The sequence below is a fragment of the Nonomuraea montanisoli genome (assembly GCF_013363975.1).
Taxonomy (GTDB): Bacteria; Actinomycetota; Actinomycetes; order Streptosporangiales; family Streptosporangiaceae; genus Nonomuraea; species Nonomuraea montanisoli.
The window spans coordinates 209,584-222,987 of record NZ_JABWGN010000016.1 but is presented as its reverse complement, the minus strand read 5'-3'; the positions used below and the strand labels follow the sequence as shown (position 1 = coordinate 222,987).

At 71.9% G+C, this 13,404-nt stretch carries 16 protein-coding genes; 6 read left to right on the top strand and 10 right to left on the bottom strand.

Annotated features, from left to right (window positions below; translation table 11 throughout):
* Nucleotides 1–115: 115 nt before the first annotated feature.
* Nucleotides 116–925, top strand: a complete 810-nt coding sequence (locus HTZ77_RS35760) for an alpha/beta hydrolase (RefSeq protein WP_175594168.1) — start codon at nt 116–118, stop codon at nt 923–925.
* A 162-nt stretch (nt 926–1,087) separates the two neighbouring features.
* Here HTZ77_RS35760 and HTZ77_RS35755 read toward each other — a convergent pair whose 3' ends face one another.
* The 4 genes from HTZ77_RS35755 to HTZ77_RS35740 form a co-directional block, all read right to left on the bottom strand.
* Entirely contained in the window at nt 1,088–1,579 is a 492-nt protein-coding gene (locus HTZ77_RS35755; RefSeq protein WP_175594167.1) for a hypothetical protein, read from the bottom strand.
* A 62-nt stretch (nt 1,580–1,641) separates the two neighbouring features.
* Complete coding sequence (locus HTZ77_RS35750; protein WP_175594166.1) at nt 1,642–1,788, bottom strand: hypothetical protein; 147 nt, start codon at nt 1,786–1,788, stop codon at nt 1,642–1,644.
* Nucleotides 1,789–1,999: 211 nt separating this feature from the next.
* Nucleotides 2,000–2,281, bottom strand: a complete 282-nt coding sequence (locus tag HTZ77_RS35745) for a hypothetical protein (protein ID WP_175594165.1) — start codon at nt 2,279–2,281, stop codon at nt 2,000–2,002.
* 217 nt (nt 2,282–2,498) lie between these two features.
* Nucleotides 2,499–3,134: a cysteine hydrolase family protein gene (locus HTZ77_RS35740; protein WP_175594164.1), complete on the bottom strand. Its 636-nt coding sequence runs from the start codon at nt 3,132–3,134 to the stop codon at nt 2,499–2,501.
* A gap of 791 nt (nt 3,135–3,925) precedes the next feature.
* Here HTZ77_RS35740 and HTZ77_RS35735 point away from each other — a divergent pair.
* Nucleotides 3,926–4,477 (top strand): NUDIX hydrolase, encoded by a 552-nt coding sequence (locus HTZ77_RS35735; protein WP_175594163.1) that lies wholly within the window; start codon nt 3,926–3,928, stop codon nt 4,475–4,477.
* 218 nt (nt 4,478–4,695) lie between these two features.
* Here HTZ77_RS35735 and recQ read toward each other — a convergent pair whose 3' ends face one another.
* The 3 genes from recQ to HTZ77_RS35720 all read right to left on the bottom strand — a co-directional run bounded on the left by recQ (nt 4,696) and on the right by HTZ77_RS35720 (nt 8,599).
* Nucleotides 4,696–6,504: a DNA helicase RecQ gene (recQ, locus tag HTZ77_RS35730; RefSeq protein WP_175594162.1), complete on the bottom strand. Its 1,809-nt coding sequence runs from the start codon at nt 6,502–6,504 to the stop codon at nt 4,696–4,698.
* Between the two features lie 62 nt (nt 6,505–6,566).
* On the bottom strand, nt 6,567–7,340 hold the full coding sequence (locus HTZ77_RS35725) for a response regulator (protein ID WP_175594161.1): 774 nt from the start codon (nt 7,338–7,340) through the stop codon (nt 6,567–6,569).
* A 23-nt stretch (nt 7,341–7,363) separates the two neighbouring features.
* Nucleotides 7,364–8,599 carry a sensor histidine kinase gene (locus HTZ77_RS35720; RefSeq protein WP_175594160.1) on the bottom strand — a complete coding sequence of 412 codons (1,236 nt, stop codon included), beginning with the start codon at nt 8,597–8,599 and terminating at the stop codon, nt 7,364–7,366.
* Nucleotides 8,600–8,808: 209 nt separating this feature from the next.
* Here HTZ77_RS35720 and HTZ77_RS35715 point away from each other — a divergent pair, with 209 nt between their 5' ends.
* The 3 genes from HTZ77_RS35715 to HTZ77_RS35705 all read left to right on the top strand — a co-directional run bounded on the left by HTZ77_RS35715 (nt 8,809) and on the right by HTZ77_RS35705 (nt 10,378).
* Nucleotides 8,809–9,534, top strand: a complete 726-nt coding sequence (locus HTZ77_RS35715) for a hypothetical protein (RefSeq protein ID WP_175594159.1) — start codon at nt 8,809–8,811, stop codon at nt 9,532–9,534.
* Nucleotides 9,535–9,793: 259 nt separating this feature from the next.
* Nucleotides 9,794–10,039, top strand: a complete 246-nt coding sequence (locus HTZ77_RS35710; RefSeq protein ID WP_175594158.1) for a type B 50S ribosomal protein L31 — start codon at nt 9,794–9,796, stop codon at nt 10,037–10,039.
* A 99-nt stretch (nt 10,040–10,138) separates the two neighbouring features.
* Nucleotides 10,139–10,378 carry a DUF3040 domain-containing protein gene (locus HTZ77_RS35705; protein WP_175594157.1) on the top strand — a complete coding sequence of 80 codons (240 nt, stop codon included), beginning with the start codon at nt 10,139–10,141 and terminating at the stop codon, nt 10,376–10,378.
* A 34-nt stretch (nt 10,379–10,412) separates the two neighbouring features.
* Here the strand turns inward: HTZ77_RS35705 and HTZ77_RS35700 are convergent, their stop codons facing one another.
* The 3 genes from HTZ77_RS35700 to HTZ77_RS35690 all read right to left on the bottom strand — a co-directional run bounded on the left by HTZ77_RS35700 (nt 10,413) and on the right by HTZ77_RS35690 (nt 12,291).
* A complete protein-coding gene (locus HTZ77_RS35700; RefSeq protein WP_175594156.1) occupies nt 10,413–10,658 on the bottom strand; it encodes a DUF6343 family protein in 246 nt (81 codons plus the stop codon).
* 73 nt (nt 10,659–10,731) lie between these two features.
* The gene (locus HTZ77_RS35695) at nt 10,732–11,436 is read right to left on the bottom strand and encodes a maleylpyruvate isomerase family mycothiol-dependent enzyme (RefSeq protein WP_175594155.1); all 705 of its coding nucleotides are present in this window, start codon (nt 11,434–11,436) and stop codon (nt 10,732–10,734) included.
* 180 nt (nt 11,437–11,616) lie between these two features.
* Nucleotides 11,617–12,291, bottom strand: a complete 675-nt coding sequence (locus tag HTZ77_RS35690) for a hypothetical protein (protein WP_175594154.1) — start codon at nt 12,289–12,291, stop codon at nt 11,617–11,619.
* 235 nt (nt 12,292–12,526) lie between these two features.
* Here HTZ77_RS35690 and HTZ77_RS35685 point away from each other — a divergent pair, with 235 nt between their 5' ends.
* Nucleotides 12,527–13,399 carry a sugar kinase gene (locus HTZ77_RS35685; RefSeq protein WP_175594153.1) on the top strand — a complete coding sequence of 291 codons (873 nt, stop codon included), beginning with the start codon at nt 12,527–12,529 and terminating at the stop codon, nt 13,397–13,399.
* Nucleotides 13,400–13,404 lie beyond the last annotated feature (5 nt).

Genomic DNA, 13,404 nt, shown 5'->3' with positions numbered 1-13,404 from the left:
CCCTACTTGTCACCAGTGGCAGAAGTTTTCATCTTTTATCGTCCTGTTAGGGCACATTACGGACGTGCTCTCCGGTCGTGCGTAGGGCAGCGCTCGCGCGGAGATATCCCAGGGCATGGCGACGTCACGCGAACACACCCTCACCGGCACCCACGGCACGCTCGTGGCCCGCGAGTGGCCGCACCAGAGCCCCCGCTACCTGGCGATCCTCGTCCACGGGTACGGCGAGCACATCGGACGCTACACGTGGGTGGCCGGCACGCTCACCGGCGACGGCGCGGCGGTGTACGGGGTGGACCAGCTGGGGCACGGCAGGTCGGAGGGCGACCGGGTGCTGGTGGCGGACTTCGAGGACGTGGTGACCAACGTCCACGCCCTGCGGGAGCACGCCGTACGGGAGCATCCGGGGGTGCCGGTCGTGGTGATCGGCCACTCGATGGGCGGCATGATCGCCGCCCGCTACGCCCAGCGGCACGGCGAGGGGCTGACGGCGCTGGTGCTGTCGGGGCCGGTGCTGGGGGAGTGGGGGCCGATCGCCGAGCTGCTCGCGTACGAGGAGCCGCCGGACGTGCCCATCGACCCCTCGACGCTCAGCCGCGACCCGGCCGTGGGGGCCGCCTACGCGGCCGACCCCCTGGTCTGGCACGGGCCGTTCAGGCGGCCCACGCTGGAGGCGTTCGCCGCCACCCTGGCCACGATCACCAAGGCCGGTTCGCTCGGCGCGCTGCCCACGCTGTGGATCCACGGCGAGGACGACCGGCTGGTGCCCCTGACCGGCACGCGCATCGGGATCGAGGCGATCAGGGGAGCGGACTTCACGGAGCGGATCTATCCGGGCGCCCGGCACGAGGTCTTCAACGAGACGAACCGGGAGGAGGTCCTGGCGGACGTGACCACGTTCGTCGACCGTGTCCTGCCGGGGTGACACGTCCTGCCGGGGTGGCACGTCCCGCAGGGTGGCACGTCCCGCCGGGGTGGCACGTCCCCGCCACGCCGCCCGCCGGGTCGCACTCGGACAGGACCGGCAGCCACACGGGCCGACTGCCGGTCCTACCGGACCGGCAGTCGCACGCGCCGCCTGTGAGTCCTACCGGACCGGCAGCCAAACGCGCCCGGAACCGTGCGTCCTGGCGAGGTCGAATCTCCAGCATCCCGGCTTCGGGAACACGAATCCCGTCCCCCACTCCTCGCCCGGCCGCTTCCACGTGGACCCGCCGTGCGCCTCGGGCCCGAACGTCCGGCGGGCCCGCGTGCCGTCGGGCAACGTGGCCGTGACGGTCAGCGGCCCCTCGCCGGTCATGCGCCACACGATCTTCACCTCGCGGCCGCGCTCGAACGGCGCGGGCGCGAACAACAGCCCCCACACCTCCGCGCCCCGCCCTTCCCCGCGCACCTCCGGCAGCCCGCCGTCCGCGCGGAGCCCCGACGCCTTCGGGCATCCCCTCGCCACGGCCGGACCGGCGCTCGTCGGCACCGCCGTGCCGGCCGTGCCCGTCCTGCCCGCCGTACTCGCCGTCCCCGCCGTTCCCGTACATCCGGCGACCAGCACGAGCACCACAACCACAACCATCGATCTCATGACGCCTCCTCGCTCTCTCACGTCCCGTACACCGGAACGCGGCAGGAGGTTCCGACCGCCATTTATGATCGTAAAAGGAAATACAGGATCACACCGAGGGCAATGAGCCAGATAATTGCCCCTATCACCCCGACGACCAGGCAACCGGCCACCACGGTGCGCTTTCTTCCTCGGTCGCCCCATTCCTGGCGGCCGTCGTCCGGATCCATGGCAAGAGGCTACGTCACAAGTATTTGCCGCCGTGGCGCCGATGCCGGTGATTTTCTTTCCGGAATTCCCGGTGGCGGGACACCGAATGTCTTTCGGGAGAAAGGGGATGGGGTGGGCCGGTCCGAGGGGCGACTCGGACCGGCGTCACGAGCGTGCGCTCGCACGACCACGAGGATGCGCGGCGCGGAGCGCACCCTCACCGATCACAGGTCACTGCTCGTAGGACCCCAGGTCGTCGGTCTCGGTGACGATGTTCTCCCACCAGTACGGGCGCCAGCCGATCGCGGGATCCTTGCACACCTCGGAGGTGTAGGACCCCGACACCACCTCGTCGTTGACCGCGTACACCCAGGTGGACGACGTGCGTGAGGACGAGCTGCACTCGTTCCCGATGCCGTCGTCCCCTTGCGCGGCGGCGGCCGGGCCCGCCGCCGTCCCGACCAGCACGGCGGCGAGGATCAGCGGGCTGCCGGCGGCGATGAGGCTTCTCATGGTTCCCCCTGTTACCACGAAGCGACAGTTCATGATCACTGTACGTAGCGGGCGGGAGGGGCGCCGAGAGCGCCACGCCGATTGTCCGGCTAATGTGGCAGTGAAGCTGACCGCCCGGTTTCGGGGTCAGCGCGGTGGCGACGACCGTTCTTCGTGGGGCCGTCGCCACCGCCCCGCGCCGAAGCGCCGGCCGGCAGGGGCGTCCGGACGCCGGCGGTCATGCCCGCCGGTCGTCGGCGGCTCCTTCGGGGTGGCTCCCGCGCAACAGGGAGCGCAGTTCGGCGGTGTCGATGACGTGGGCCATCCTCGGGAAGACGCCGGTCATCAGGGTGTGGTGGGTTCCCGCGTCCGGGTCGGTGACGCAGTCGGACAGGACGTAGAGCCGGTAGTCGCGGTCGGCGGCGTCGATGACGGTGGACAGGACGACGCCGCTGGTGGTGATGCCGGCGATGACCAGCGTGGTGATTCCGCGCTCCCGCAGCCGGCGGTCGAGGTCCGTGGTGGACAGCGCGCCGTAGCGGGTCTTGCGGACGGTGATGTCGCCGGGCTCGGGGGTGAGCCGGTCGTGGAAGGCGGTGTCGGGCTCCTCGTGGTGCATCAGGTGCTGCCGGCCGATGAAGGAGAACGTCTTGTTCGCCGGCGGGATCGCCGCCCAGTCGGCTTCGGTGAAGCCGACCCGTACGTGGGCGATGGCGGCACCGTGCGCTCGCATGTCGGCGATGGCGCCGGCGACCCGGGACACCAGCGCTTCAGCCCCGGCCGGCCCGGGGATCGCGGCGAGGATCGCCCGCTGGTAGTCCATGACGAGCAGCGCGGTCGTCCGAGGGCCCAGCGTCGGGATGGTGACGGTCATGTCTCTCCTTGGGGTGATGAGGTGTCCGGCGGGGGCGACGGACGTCCGCAACGACAGCTCCTCGATCAGCGGTGCGAGGGCGGCCGCCCTCGGCGCCGCGGCCGGGCGGAAGGCGATGTCCGGGGCAGGGGGTGCGGGAACGCGATGCCGTCGAGGGCGGACGGGTCCGCCGCGAGGAGGTGACGAGCATCAGCCCCGCCAGATCACCGGCACCTGGCGCCGGCCGTGGCCGCCCGCCAACGACACCCGTACTCCTAGTGGTTGTTGTGGAGGCTCTTGCGCCGCTCATCAAACCGGTGCCCGCGTGGAGCGTCCAACAGCCGACACGCCGACAGAACACAACCAGAAGTTGTACGTTGAGCTGGAGTGGGCGCCGTCAGGACCTGCCTTGCCGTCGTCGACGACGGGAATCTCCAGAGACGGTCGCGTCCACGCCGTCGGGCGTGCATGCGACGGCGACCCGGACGTGGCGCGCGCGGAAATCTCCGTCGTCGCCGACGGGAATTTCGCCGAGGTGGCCGACCGCGCCGTCATGACCCACCAGGCCGGGTCCAAGCCGACCGCCGGGCTGGAGTCCGCCCTTGGCGCCGCCTTGCTGGTCCGGTCCCGCGCCGGAGTCGGGCTGACCCGAGACGGCGCGGTGCCGAGGACCGCTTGCCGAGAGGCCGGCTTCCCGTGGGCGTCTTCACGACGTACCGGTGGGCGTCTTCACGACGTACAGGGCGATATTGGGTGTCGCACCGGTACGGCGATGTGGGACCCTCTCAGGCGCACGTACGAAGGAGAGACTCATGGTGGTGCTGCCCGAGCCGCGAGACGCCGTCGAGGCCGTGGACGCCGAGCGGACGCGGGAGATCCTGGACGGCCCCGGCGGCCCCTGGGGGCGCGACCTTCCGTTGCACCTGACCGCGACGGCGCTCATCGTGCATCCGCCGACCCGGCGGGTGCTGCTGCGCTGGCACCCCCGTCAGCACGCCTGGATCCTCGTGGGCGGGCACGCCGACCCCGGCGAGACCGACCCGCTGGCGATCGCGCTGCGTGAGGGCACAGAGGAGACCGGGCTGGCCGACCTGGCGCCCTGGCCGGACGGGAGTCCCCTTCATCTGGTGATCGTCCCGGTGCCCGCCGCGCCGCACGAGCCGGCCCACGAGCATGCCGACCTGCGCTTCATGCTGGCCACCGACTCGCCCGACGCCGTACGGCCCGAGCGGGCGGACGCGCCGCTGCGATGGCTCACCGTCGCCGAGGCCCTGGAGCTGACGGCCGAGGCGAACGTCCGTGCGACCCTCGACCGCGCCGCCGCCCAGTTCGACGCCCAGCTCGGTACGAGGCCGCACGTGTAGCGCCGCCAAGCCTCGTGAGGTCCGGCCAAGCCCTCAAGGTTGCGCCCTCAAGGTTGCGCCCTCAAGGTTGCGCCCTCAAGGTTGCGCCCCCAAGGACGCGCTCCTGAGGACGCGGCTCCGAGCAAGCGCCGCCAAGCCTCGTGAGGCTCGGCCAAGCGCGCGCCCCCTCTCTACGACCGCCCGCCGAGGTCACGCGCCGAGGGGCCGCGGAGGCCGTGTCACGAGGCCAGGGTTTCCAGGACCTGTTCGCCGTACTTGGCCAGCTTGTTCTCCCCGACCCCGCTGACCTTGCCCAGCTCCGCCAGGGACGAGGGCGCGAGCGTGGCGATCTCGCGCAGCGTGGCGTCGTGGAAGATGACGTAGGCCGGGACGCCCTGCTCCTTGGCCGTGGCGGCGCGCCAGGCGCGCAGCCGCTCGAACAGGGGCGCCGCCTCCGCCGGCAGCTCCACCGCCTGCCGTGAGGAGCTGCCACCGCCGGACGGCCGGGAGCGCGCGGGACGCGGGGCGTCGCGGCGCAGACGGACCTCGCGCTCCCCGCGCAGCACGTCGGCGCTCGCGTCGGTGAGCACGAGCGCGCCGTGGGCCGGCTCGACCGCCAGCAGCCCCTGCGCCAGGAGCTGGCGCACCACCCCGTGCCACTCGGTGTTGCCCAGCTCGGTGCCCACGCCGAACACCGTCAGCGAGTCGTGCCCGTGCTGCAGCACCTTGGCCGTCGTCTTGCCGAGCAGGATGTCGACGATCTGCCCCACCCCGAACTTCTGCCGCCGCTCCCGGAACAGCCGCAGGACCGTGGACAGCACCTTCTGGGCCGGGACCGTGGCGTCCCAGGACTCGGGCGGCGTCTGGCAGGTGTCGCAGTTGCCGCAGGGCTTGTCGAGCTCCTGGCCGAAGTAGTCGAGCAGCAGGACGCGGCGGCAGCCGGCGGTCTCGCACAGGGCGAGCATCGCGTCGAGGTGGAGGACCTGGCGCCGCCGGTGCGCCTCGTCGCCCTCCAGGGCCAGCCGCCGGTGCTGCACGACGTCCTGCAGGCCGTAGGCCATCCAGGCGGTGGCGGGCAGGCCGTCGCGCCCGGCGCGGCCGGTCTCCTGGTAGTAGCCCTCGACCGACTTGGGCAGGTCGAGGTGGGCGACGAAGCGCACGTCGGGCTTGTCGATGCCCATGCCGAACGCGATCGTCGCCACCACGATCAGCCCGTCCTCGCGCAGGAAGCGGGACTGGTGGGCGGCGCGGGTGGCCGCGTCGAGGCCCGCGTGGTAGGGCACGGCGGGGATGCCGTTGTCGGCCAGGAACTCGGCGATCTTCTCCACCGAGGAGCGCGACAGGCAGTAGACGATGCCCGCGTCGCCGGGATGCTCGGTGCGCAGGAACTCCAGCAGCTGCCGCTTCGGCTCGCTCTTGGCCGTGATGCGGTAGTGGATGTTGGGCCGGTCGAACCCGGCCACGAAGTGCCTGGCCTGGTCGAGGCCCAGCCGGGAGGAGATCTCGGCGTGCGTGGCCGGGGTGGCGGTCGCGGTCAGCGCGATGCGCGGCACCTCCGGCCAGCGCTCGTGCAGCCCGGACAGCGCGAGATAGTCGGGCCGGAAGTCGTGGCCCCACTGCGACACGCAGTGCGCCTCGTCGATGGCGAACAGCGAGATGTCGCCCCTGGCGAGCAGGCGCAGGGTGGAGTCGACCCGCAGCCGCTCGGGCGCGAGATAGAGCAGGTCGAGCTCGCCGCCCAGGAAGGCCGCCTCGACCGCCTGCCGTTCGTCGATGCCCTGCGTCGAGTTGAGGAACCCCGCGCGCACGCCGAGCGCCCTCAGCGCGTCGACCTGGTCCTGCATGAGCGCGATCAGCGGCGAGATCACCACGCCGACGCCGGGCCGCACGAGCGCCGGGATCTGGTAGCACAGCGACTTGCCGCCACCGGTCGGCATGAGGACGAGCGCGTCGCCGCCCTTCACGACGTGCTCGATGATCTCCTGCTGGCCTTCCCGGAACGAGTCGTAGCCGAACACCCGGTGCAGGACCTCGATGGGGGTATCCATGCGGCTACCTTACGTGGTCGGGGGTGATCGCCGGCACGGATTCGCCCAGGGCGATGCGGAATTCACGGCTCTCCTGGGGGTCCAGTGTCCGCTCTGCCGGGATTGTGGTGTGTCATCCAGACGGCGAGCTGGGTGCGGTCACGCAGGCCGAGCTTGCGCAGGCAGCTGGAGATGTGGTTCTTGGCGGTGCCCTCGGTGATGTGCAGGCGGCGGGCGATCTCGCGGTTGGACGCTCCCGACGCGACGAGCGTGGCGATCTCGTACTCCCTGTCGGACAGCCCGCCGGGGATCGGCGGCTCCGGCGACGACAGGCCGCCGGGGATCGGCGGCTTCGCGGACGCCGGCTCCTCACCGGCCGCCCGCTCGCGGAGCGCGGCCACCACCCGTTCGGCCGCGACCCCCGCCAGCACGGTCTCGCCCCGGGCCGCCCGCCGGATCGTGGCCACCAGCTCGTCCGGCGGCGTGTCCTTCAGCAGATAGCCCCGGGCGCCCGCCCGCAGCCCGCCGAAGATGTAGTCGTCGTCGTCGAAGGTCGTCAGCATCACGCACGCGATCCGCGGGAACTCCGCGCGCAGCCGCGCGACGAGCTGGACGCCGTCCATACGGGGCATGCGGGCGTCCACCAGGGCGACGTGCGGCCGGTCGGCCGGCGGCATGCCGGCCAGCAGGTCGAGCGCGTCGGCGCCGTCGGCCGCCGAGCCGGCGATCTCGATGCCGGGCTCGATCTCCAGGAGCTTGCGCAGCCCCTCCCGCATGAGGATCTGGTCGTCCACCAGCAGGACCCGGACCGGCCCGGCCGTCTCCGGCCCGCGGCCGGGGACGCGCTCGTCTCTCATCGGTGCACCACTCACCCAAGATCTCATGCGGGCACCACCGCGCGCAGGGTGAAGCCCTCGCCCGGGTCGGCGGCCAGCTCCAGCGCCCCGTCGACGGCGTGCAGCCGTTCCCGCAGCCCGTTCAGCCCGAACCCGGCGACGACCGCCTCAGGATCGGCGCCCGTGCCGTCGTCGGAGACGGTCACGTCCACGCCGTCCGGCGTGCACGCCACGGCGACGCGGACGTGGCGCGCGCGGGAATGGCGCAGCGCGTTGGTCAGTCCCTCCTGGACGATCCGGTAGCAGACGAGCTCCCTGCTCTCGTCGATGTCCGGCCAGCCGCCCGTCACGGTGAAGGTCACGTCGGTGTCCGCCGAGCGGAACGACTCGGCCAGGGCGCGCAGCGCGGCGATCCCGGTCCGTCCCTCCATCCGCAGCGGTCGCAGGGCGCGCACCCATCGGCGGGTGTCGGCCAGCGCCTCCAGCGTGAGCTCCTGGGCCTGCCGCACCTCGTCCCACGCGGCGTCCGGTCGCAGCGTGCGGTAGCGCTGCGCGTTGGCCAGGCCGACGTTGACGACGGTCAGGTAGTGCCCCACCGAGTCGTGCATGTCCCGGGCCATCCGGGCACGCTCCTCCGCGACGGCCAGGTCGCGGGCGCGGTCCGCGTGGCGGCGCAGCTCGGCGTGGGCCTCGCCCAGCTCGGCCAGCAGCCGTGCGGTCTCCTCCGTCCTGCGGTTCACCTCGATCATGGCGTCGACCACCACGAGGATCACCAGGCAGACCAGGGTGACCGTCGCGCCGTTGAGCACCGCGGCCACGAACGGCTGAGCCGGGTTGAGCAGGCTCATGGCGAACTGGAAGAGGCCGGCCAGGACCGCGTACCCGACGCCTCCGCGCAGCTTGAGGACGACCAGCGCGTTGCCGACGGCGAGGCCCGCCATGAGCAGGGCCGCGGCCCCGCCGGCCAGCATGACGAGGAGGCTGACGCCGAGGAACAGCACGCTCGCGCCCTTGCGCGCCGCGGACGCGTCAGGGCTCCACGGCAGCAGCGGCCACAGGACGCAGGCCAGGGGCAGCGCGGCGGCGCCGCCGACGAAGAACGCCTCGTACAGCGGGCCCGCGTCGGCCCCGATCCGGCGGATCGCCGACAGGCCCACGGCGAACACGACCGCGGCGATGACGGCCGAGCCCCAGAAGAAGACGTGGAACGCCAGCGGAGGCCGGCCGCCGGCGAACGTCACCCAGCCGGTCATGTCCCGTAACGACCTGGCGCGCCGCATGATCGGAGCATAACCCTCGCCTCCTCGCGCCACAGCCCGCCGAAGGTCATGTCCCGGGCCCATGACTTCCGTCATGCGCGGGTTCCCGGAAGGCGTGACCCGAGGGTGTCCGGCGCCGGATGTGCCGTGCCGGAGATCCGCCTTACGGTCTGAGCCGCGGGCCCTGGCCCGGAGAGACGGACCGTACATGTCACGGGGAGGGGGGCGGGATGGACCACGGCAGCGACGACCGCCGGGAGAGCGCCGGCGCGGGGGTGCCCTGGGCGGGCGTCGTCGTCACGGTCATGAGCGTGATCGCCATGGCCGCCATCGGCTGGGCGGCGTGGGACTCACTGCCGGAGGTGGTGACGACCCGACCCGCGACCCCGGCGCGGCACGGCGTCACGGTGCCGCGGCTCGTCTTCGTGACGGCGCTGCCGATGGCGCTGGCCTTCGTCGGCGTGGTCGTGGCGGGCGGCACGGCCCTCGCGGACCGGGTGTTCCCGAGGACGCCGCTCTCCCCGAGGGGGCCGGTACCGGCGAGGGTGATGGTCTGGCCGAGGGGGGCCTTGTGGCTGATGACACCGCCGAGCGTGCGGGCCGGGACGCTGAACGTCCTGTTCGTCGCGCTGCCGCTCTTCCTCGTCGTGCTCCAGGCGGGTGTCCTGCTCAGGGCGGCCGGTCACGACCTCCCGCTGGACACGGTCGTCGCGGTCGCCTTCGGGCTCCTGCTCGTCGCATTGGGCGGCCGACTGGCCCGGATCGGCCCGTGGTACGGGAGCGCGGGCGAGCGGCGGTCCCGGCGCGTGGCCGCGGCCCTCATGACGGCCGTGGGCGTCGCCTGCGCCGCCGGGGCGCCGCTCTTCCCGCCGCTCGTCGTCGCGGCGGCGTCGGCCGTCCTCTTCCCGGCGATCCACGCGGCCTTCGTCCTGCGCGGTGTGACGAAGGCGCGCTGATCCCGGAGCCGGACGTAGCGTGGGGATCATGGGCGTGTCGTACGTGGTGGCCGTCTAGCGCGACGCCTCCGTCCACACCTCTCCACCGCCGAGATCCGCGCTTCCTGGCCGCCGGCACGTCCGGCGCGATCGTGAACGTCACCTCGCACCAGGCCCGCCGGGCGGTACCGGGCAGCCTGCCGTACTCTCGGCCGGTCGGTGCTCGGACCGGATTCCGAAGCGCGGGAATGAAAACCGTTGTCGTCAGGTTGAGGGGGGCATGAAGAAGAACCTGCACCCGTCCTACCGTCCCGTCGTCTTCCGTGACCCGAGCGCGGGCTTCGCCTTCCTCACCCGGTCCACCGTGACCAGCGCGAAGACCGTCGAGTGGGAGGACGGCCGCACGTACCCCGTCGTGGACGTGGACGTCTCCTCCGCGAGCCACCCCTTCTACACCGGCCGCGGGCGGATCGTGGACAGCGCCGGCCGCGTCGAGCGTTTCAGGCAGCGGTACGGCACGAACTGACCGAACAAACTTACCGCGCCACTTCCGGCACGAGCGGTCGCATGCCCCCATTACTTGTGGGTACAAAGCCTTCACCGGCGTGGGAGCATGGTGATCGCGATGGGTCTCTCTGGAAAGGAACGCCGCATCCTCGCGGAGATCGAGCACGCCCTGGCCTTGGAGGACCCGGACCTGGCCAGGCGCGTCGCGGCGATCAACAGCATCGAAGCAGGCGGCGAAGGCTACATGCGGCCGTACGGGGAACGGGCGCGCGGCTGGGTGAGACGGCACGTGTGGCTGATCGTGCTCTCGGTGTTGCTGGTGGTGGCCCTCCTCACCCTGGCCGTGCTCGTCGCCTGAGAAGCAGGTCCTGACGCCGGCGGGTCGGGCGGGCTCAGCGCCCTGACTGGCCGCGGCGCCGCCGCACCACCGCGAGGTCGATCGCCGCGATGATCGCCACCACGGCGCCGATCGCCGCCTCCCACGCCCATACCTCGGCGCCCGTGCTCATCGCGCTGAACGCGAAGAACACGGCCGCCGTCACCCCGGCCACCAGTGCCACCGTCGACAGCGCCCGCCGGGCGCGCAGCGGGCTGCGCGCGGACGCCGGCTCGGTTCCCGAGCGGTCACGCAGCCACATGTCTCCTCCCACACTCGCCGGGCTGCGCTGGCCGCGGAAACGCCTCCACGGCCCGCGAAGCCCGTCCCCGCCGTCAGGCCAGGCAGCGCAGCCTCTCCGCCAGCCGCGGGTCGAGCCCGTGACCGGCCGGGAGCCGTCCCACCGTGACCTCGGCGAACTCCGGGTACGACAGCGTCGCGCTCACCCCGTCGGCGTACACCCAGATCGAGTCCGCCGTCTGCTCGACCTGGACGTCCGCCCCCTGCTCGGCCAGGGCGAACCGCCCCACCTCGACCCGCCACAGCGTCCGCCCCTCGATCTCCTCGTCGGTGACCGGGGCGCCGACGTCGTCGGCGTGGGTCGCGTACTCCGAGTCGTAGTGGAACGCCTGCGACCCCACCGGGTACGGCCCGGCCATGGTGTCGATCAGGTGGTCGGCGCCCAGCTCGCGCATGCGGCGGCGGGTGTCGCCGTTCTGCTCGCGCCACTCCTCCAGCACGGCCTCCACCGGCATGGGCCGGCGCTGCCGTACGGACCACTCGTTGAAGTCGTGGAACCCGTTCACCCCCTCGCGGGCGAGGCGGGCCAGCAAGTCCTGGACGTTGCCGTCGAGGCAGGCGTGGTTGTAGAGCTCCTCGCCCGCCAGATGCGCGAGGACGTCACGGACCGACCACCCGGCGCACCGCGACGGCCGTCGCCAGCCTTCGTCGTCCAGACCGGAGAAGTACCGGTCGAGTCTGGCCGCCTCGGCGTCGAAGATGTCGAACGGGTCGAACTCTTTCAGCAGGTCGTCAGCCATATTTCGACGCTACCCCCAGGACGCCGCCTTTCACGGCCGCACGGGAGGAGCCGAATTCTTCGCCGGCGAGGACTTCCCGTACGACCGCTGGGAGAACGGGAGAAAAGGCGTGAGCCCGGCCCCGCGAGGGGACCGGGCTCACGCTCGGACGTGCTCACCGGTCATGACGACCGGTCGAGCTCAGTGACCCCAGGAGACCACGCGGACGTAGTCCGTGCGGCTCTCGGTGCCCTGGAGCTCGTCGTTGCCGTCGTAGACGGCCTTGTACGTGCCGCTCCTCCACGCGCGGGTGGTGGCGGTGAACTTGCCGCCCCACTTGGTGGTGGCGGAGCTGACCCACTTCCAGCCGCTGGAGCCGTTGGCGCGGTAGTAGACGTTCACCTTCTCGCCGCGAACGCCCTCCCAGCCCTCGTCATCCACCTGGAGACGGCCGGAGACCCAGACCGTCTTGCCCTTGCGGACCTTGTAGGGGTCGGCGCTGAAGCGGGCGATCCGCGTCTCGGCCTTCTCGTCCTGGATCTCGACGCTGAAGACGGCCTCGTCGGTCGCGACGACCTGGCCGTTCTTGAACGCCTGGGCGGTGGCGCGCCACTTGCCCTCGGCGTCGTCGGAGTTGAACGGGACGCTGAAGCGCCAGGACTCGAGCTGCTTGGCCTCCTGGGCGCGCAAGGTGCGCACGCCGAGGGGGGTGACGCTCAGCTTGACGTTGTCCACGTCGCTGCTGGCGTCGACCTTGAAGAACGCCTCCGTCTCGCCGTCGCCCTTGACGACGACCGGGTTGGGCGAAATGTCCCTGATGTCGACGGTGGACGCCTTGGTCTTGGCCATGGCGGCGCCGCCACCCGACACGAGCATGGCCCCACCCACGAGGGCAGAGACGATACCTACAGCGATCTTTCTCATGAGGGTGCTGATTCCTCTCCCCGTATCGCTGGAGCCGGCCCGGGAAGCCGGCTCGCTTTTACTACTTAGAGCCACCATATGGGGAAAAGGTTGAGCAAAGTTACTACAAAATTTTGATCACACCCACTACCTGGGCAATCAGCAAGAAAATCCTGTGGAGACACACAGACCGGCTACAGTCTCGCCCATGACGGACGTCTACACCCTTGGCGAGGCGCTGGGAGTCGTCTCCAGCGGCCGGGTCCGCCACGAGTCCGAGGCCCGGCTCGACGTCTGCGGGCCCGAGCTCACGCTGGCCGTGGGCCTGGCCCGGCTCGGCCACCGGGCCTGCTTCCTCGGCAAGGTCGGGGGTGACGAGCTGGGGGCGAGAGTCCTCACGGTGCTGAGGGGCGAGGGCGTCGACGTCGCCGACGTACGGGTCAGCGAGGGCGCCCGTACCGGGATGCTCCTCAGGGAGTCGCGCGTGGGCCGCGAACCGCAGGTGACGCACTACCGCGACGGGTCCGCCGGCTCGTCCCTCTCACCGGGCAACGTGCCCATCGACCGCATCGCGGCCTCGAAGATGCTGCACGTCACCGGCCTGACGGCGGGACTCGGGCGGGGCGCGCTCGAAGCGGTCCGCGCCGCCGTGAGCGCCGCCCGCACCGCCGAGGTGGTCATCTCGTTCGCCGTGAACTACGTGCCGGCGCTGTGGCCGTCGGTACGCGAGGCGGAGGAGGTCCTGAGCGAGCTGGCCTGCGAGTCCCACCTGCTGTTCCTCGGCCAGGACGAGCTGGACCTGGTCAAGCCCGCGCTCACGCCGGAGCGGGAGGTCGTGGTGCAGCGGGGCATGAAGGGCGCCAGCGTGCGCGCCAACCGGATGCGCTACGACGCGCCGGGACTCCAGGTGCCGATCGTGGACACGGCGGGCTCCGCCGACGCGTTCGTGGCCGGCTACATCAGCGCGGCGCTGGACGGGCTGACGCCGCAGGAGCGGCTGCACCGCGGCACGCTGCTGGGCGCGGCGGCCGTGAGCAGCGCCAGCGACTGGCAGGGCCTCCCCGACCGCTCCGACCTGTAGGGCCG

Bases quoted from the DNA above. Each gene is read 5' to 3' on its own strand.
- HTZ77_RS35735 (WP_175594163.1), top strand. From the start codon at position 3,926: ATGGTGGTGCTGCCCGAGCCGCGAGACGCCGTCGAGGCCGTGGACGCC.
- HTZ77_RS35760 (WP_175594168.1), top strand. From the start codon at position 116: ATGGCGACGTCACGCGAACACACCCTCACCGGCACCCACGGCACGCTC.
- HTZ77_RS35715 (WP_175594159.1), top strand. From the start codon at position 8,809: ATGGACCACGGCAGCGACGACCGCCGGGAGAGCGCCGGCGCGGGGGTG.
- HTZ77_RS35740 (WP_175594164.1), bottom strand. From the start codon at position 3,134: ATGACCGTCACCATCCCGACGCTGGGCCCTCGGACGACCGCGCTGCTC.
- HTZ77_RS35695 (WP_175594155.1), bottom strand. From the start codon at position 11,436: ATGGCTGACGACCTGCTGAAAGAGTTCGACCCGTTCGACATCTTCGAC.
- HTZ77_RS35705 (WP_175594157.1), top strand. From the start codon at position 10,139: ATGGGTCTCTCTGGAAAGGAACGCCGCATCCTCGCGGAGATCGAGCAC.
- HTZ77_RS35700 (WP_175594156.1), bottom strand. From the start codon at position 10,658: ATGTGGCTGCGTGACCGCTCGGGAACCGAGCCGGCGTCCGCGCGCAGC.
- HTZ77_RS35745 (WP_175594165.1), bottom strand. From the start codon at position 2,281: ATGAGAAGCCTCATCGCCGCCGGCAGCCCGCTGATCCTCGCCGCCGTG.
- recQ (WP_175594162.1), bottom strand. From the start codon at position 6,504: ATGGATACCCCCATCGAGGTCCTGCACCGGGTGTTCGGCTACGACTCG.
- HTZ77_RS35685 (WP_175594153.1), top strand. From the start codon at position 12,527: ATGACGGACGTCTACACCCTTGGCGAGGCGCTGGGAGTCGTCTCCAGC.
- HTZ77_RS35725 (WP_175594161.1), bottom strand. From the start codon at position 7,340: ATGAGAGACGAGCGCGTCCCCGGCCGCGGGCCGGAGACGGCCGGGCCG.
- HTZ77_RS35710 (WP_175594158.1), top strand. From the start codon at position 9,794: ATGAAGAAGAACCTGCACCCGTCCTACCGTCCCGTCGTCTTCCGTGAC.
- HTZ77_RS35750 (WP_175594166.1), bottom strand. From the start codon at position 1,788: ATGGATCCGGACGACGGCCGCCAGGAATGGGGCGACCGAGGAAGAAAG.
- HTZ77_RS35690 (WP_175594154.1), bottom strand. From the start codon at position 12,291: ATGCTCGTGTCGGGTGGCGGCGCCGCCATGGCCAAGACCAAGGCGTCC.
- HTZ77_RS35720 (WP_175594160.1), bottom strand. From the start codon at position 8,599: ATGCGGCGCGCCAGGTCGTTACGGGACATGACCGGCTGGGTGACGTTC.
- HTZ77_RS35755 (WP_175594167.1), bottom strand. From the start codon at position 1,579: ATGAGATCGATGGTTGTGGTTGTGGTGCTCGTGCTGGTCGCCGGATGT.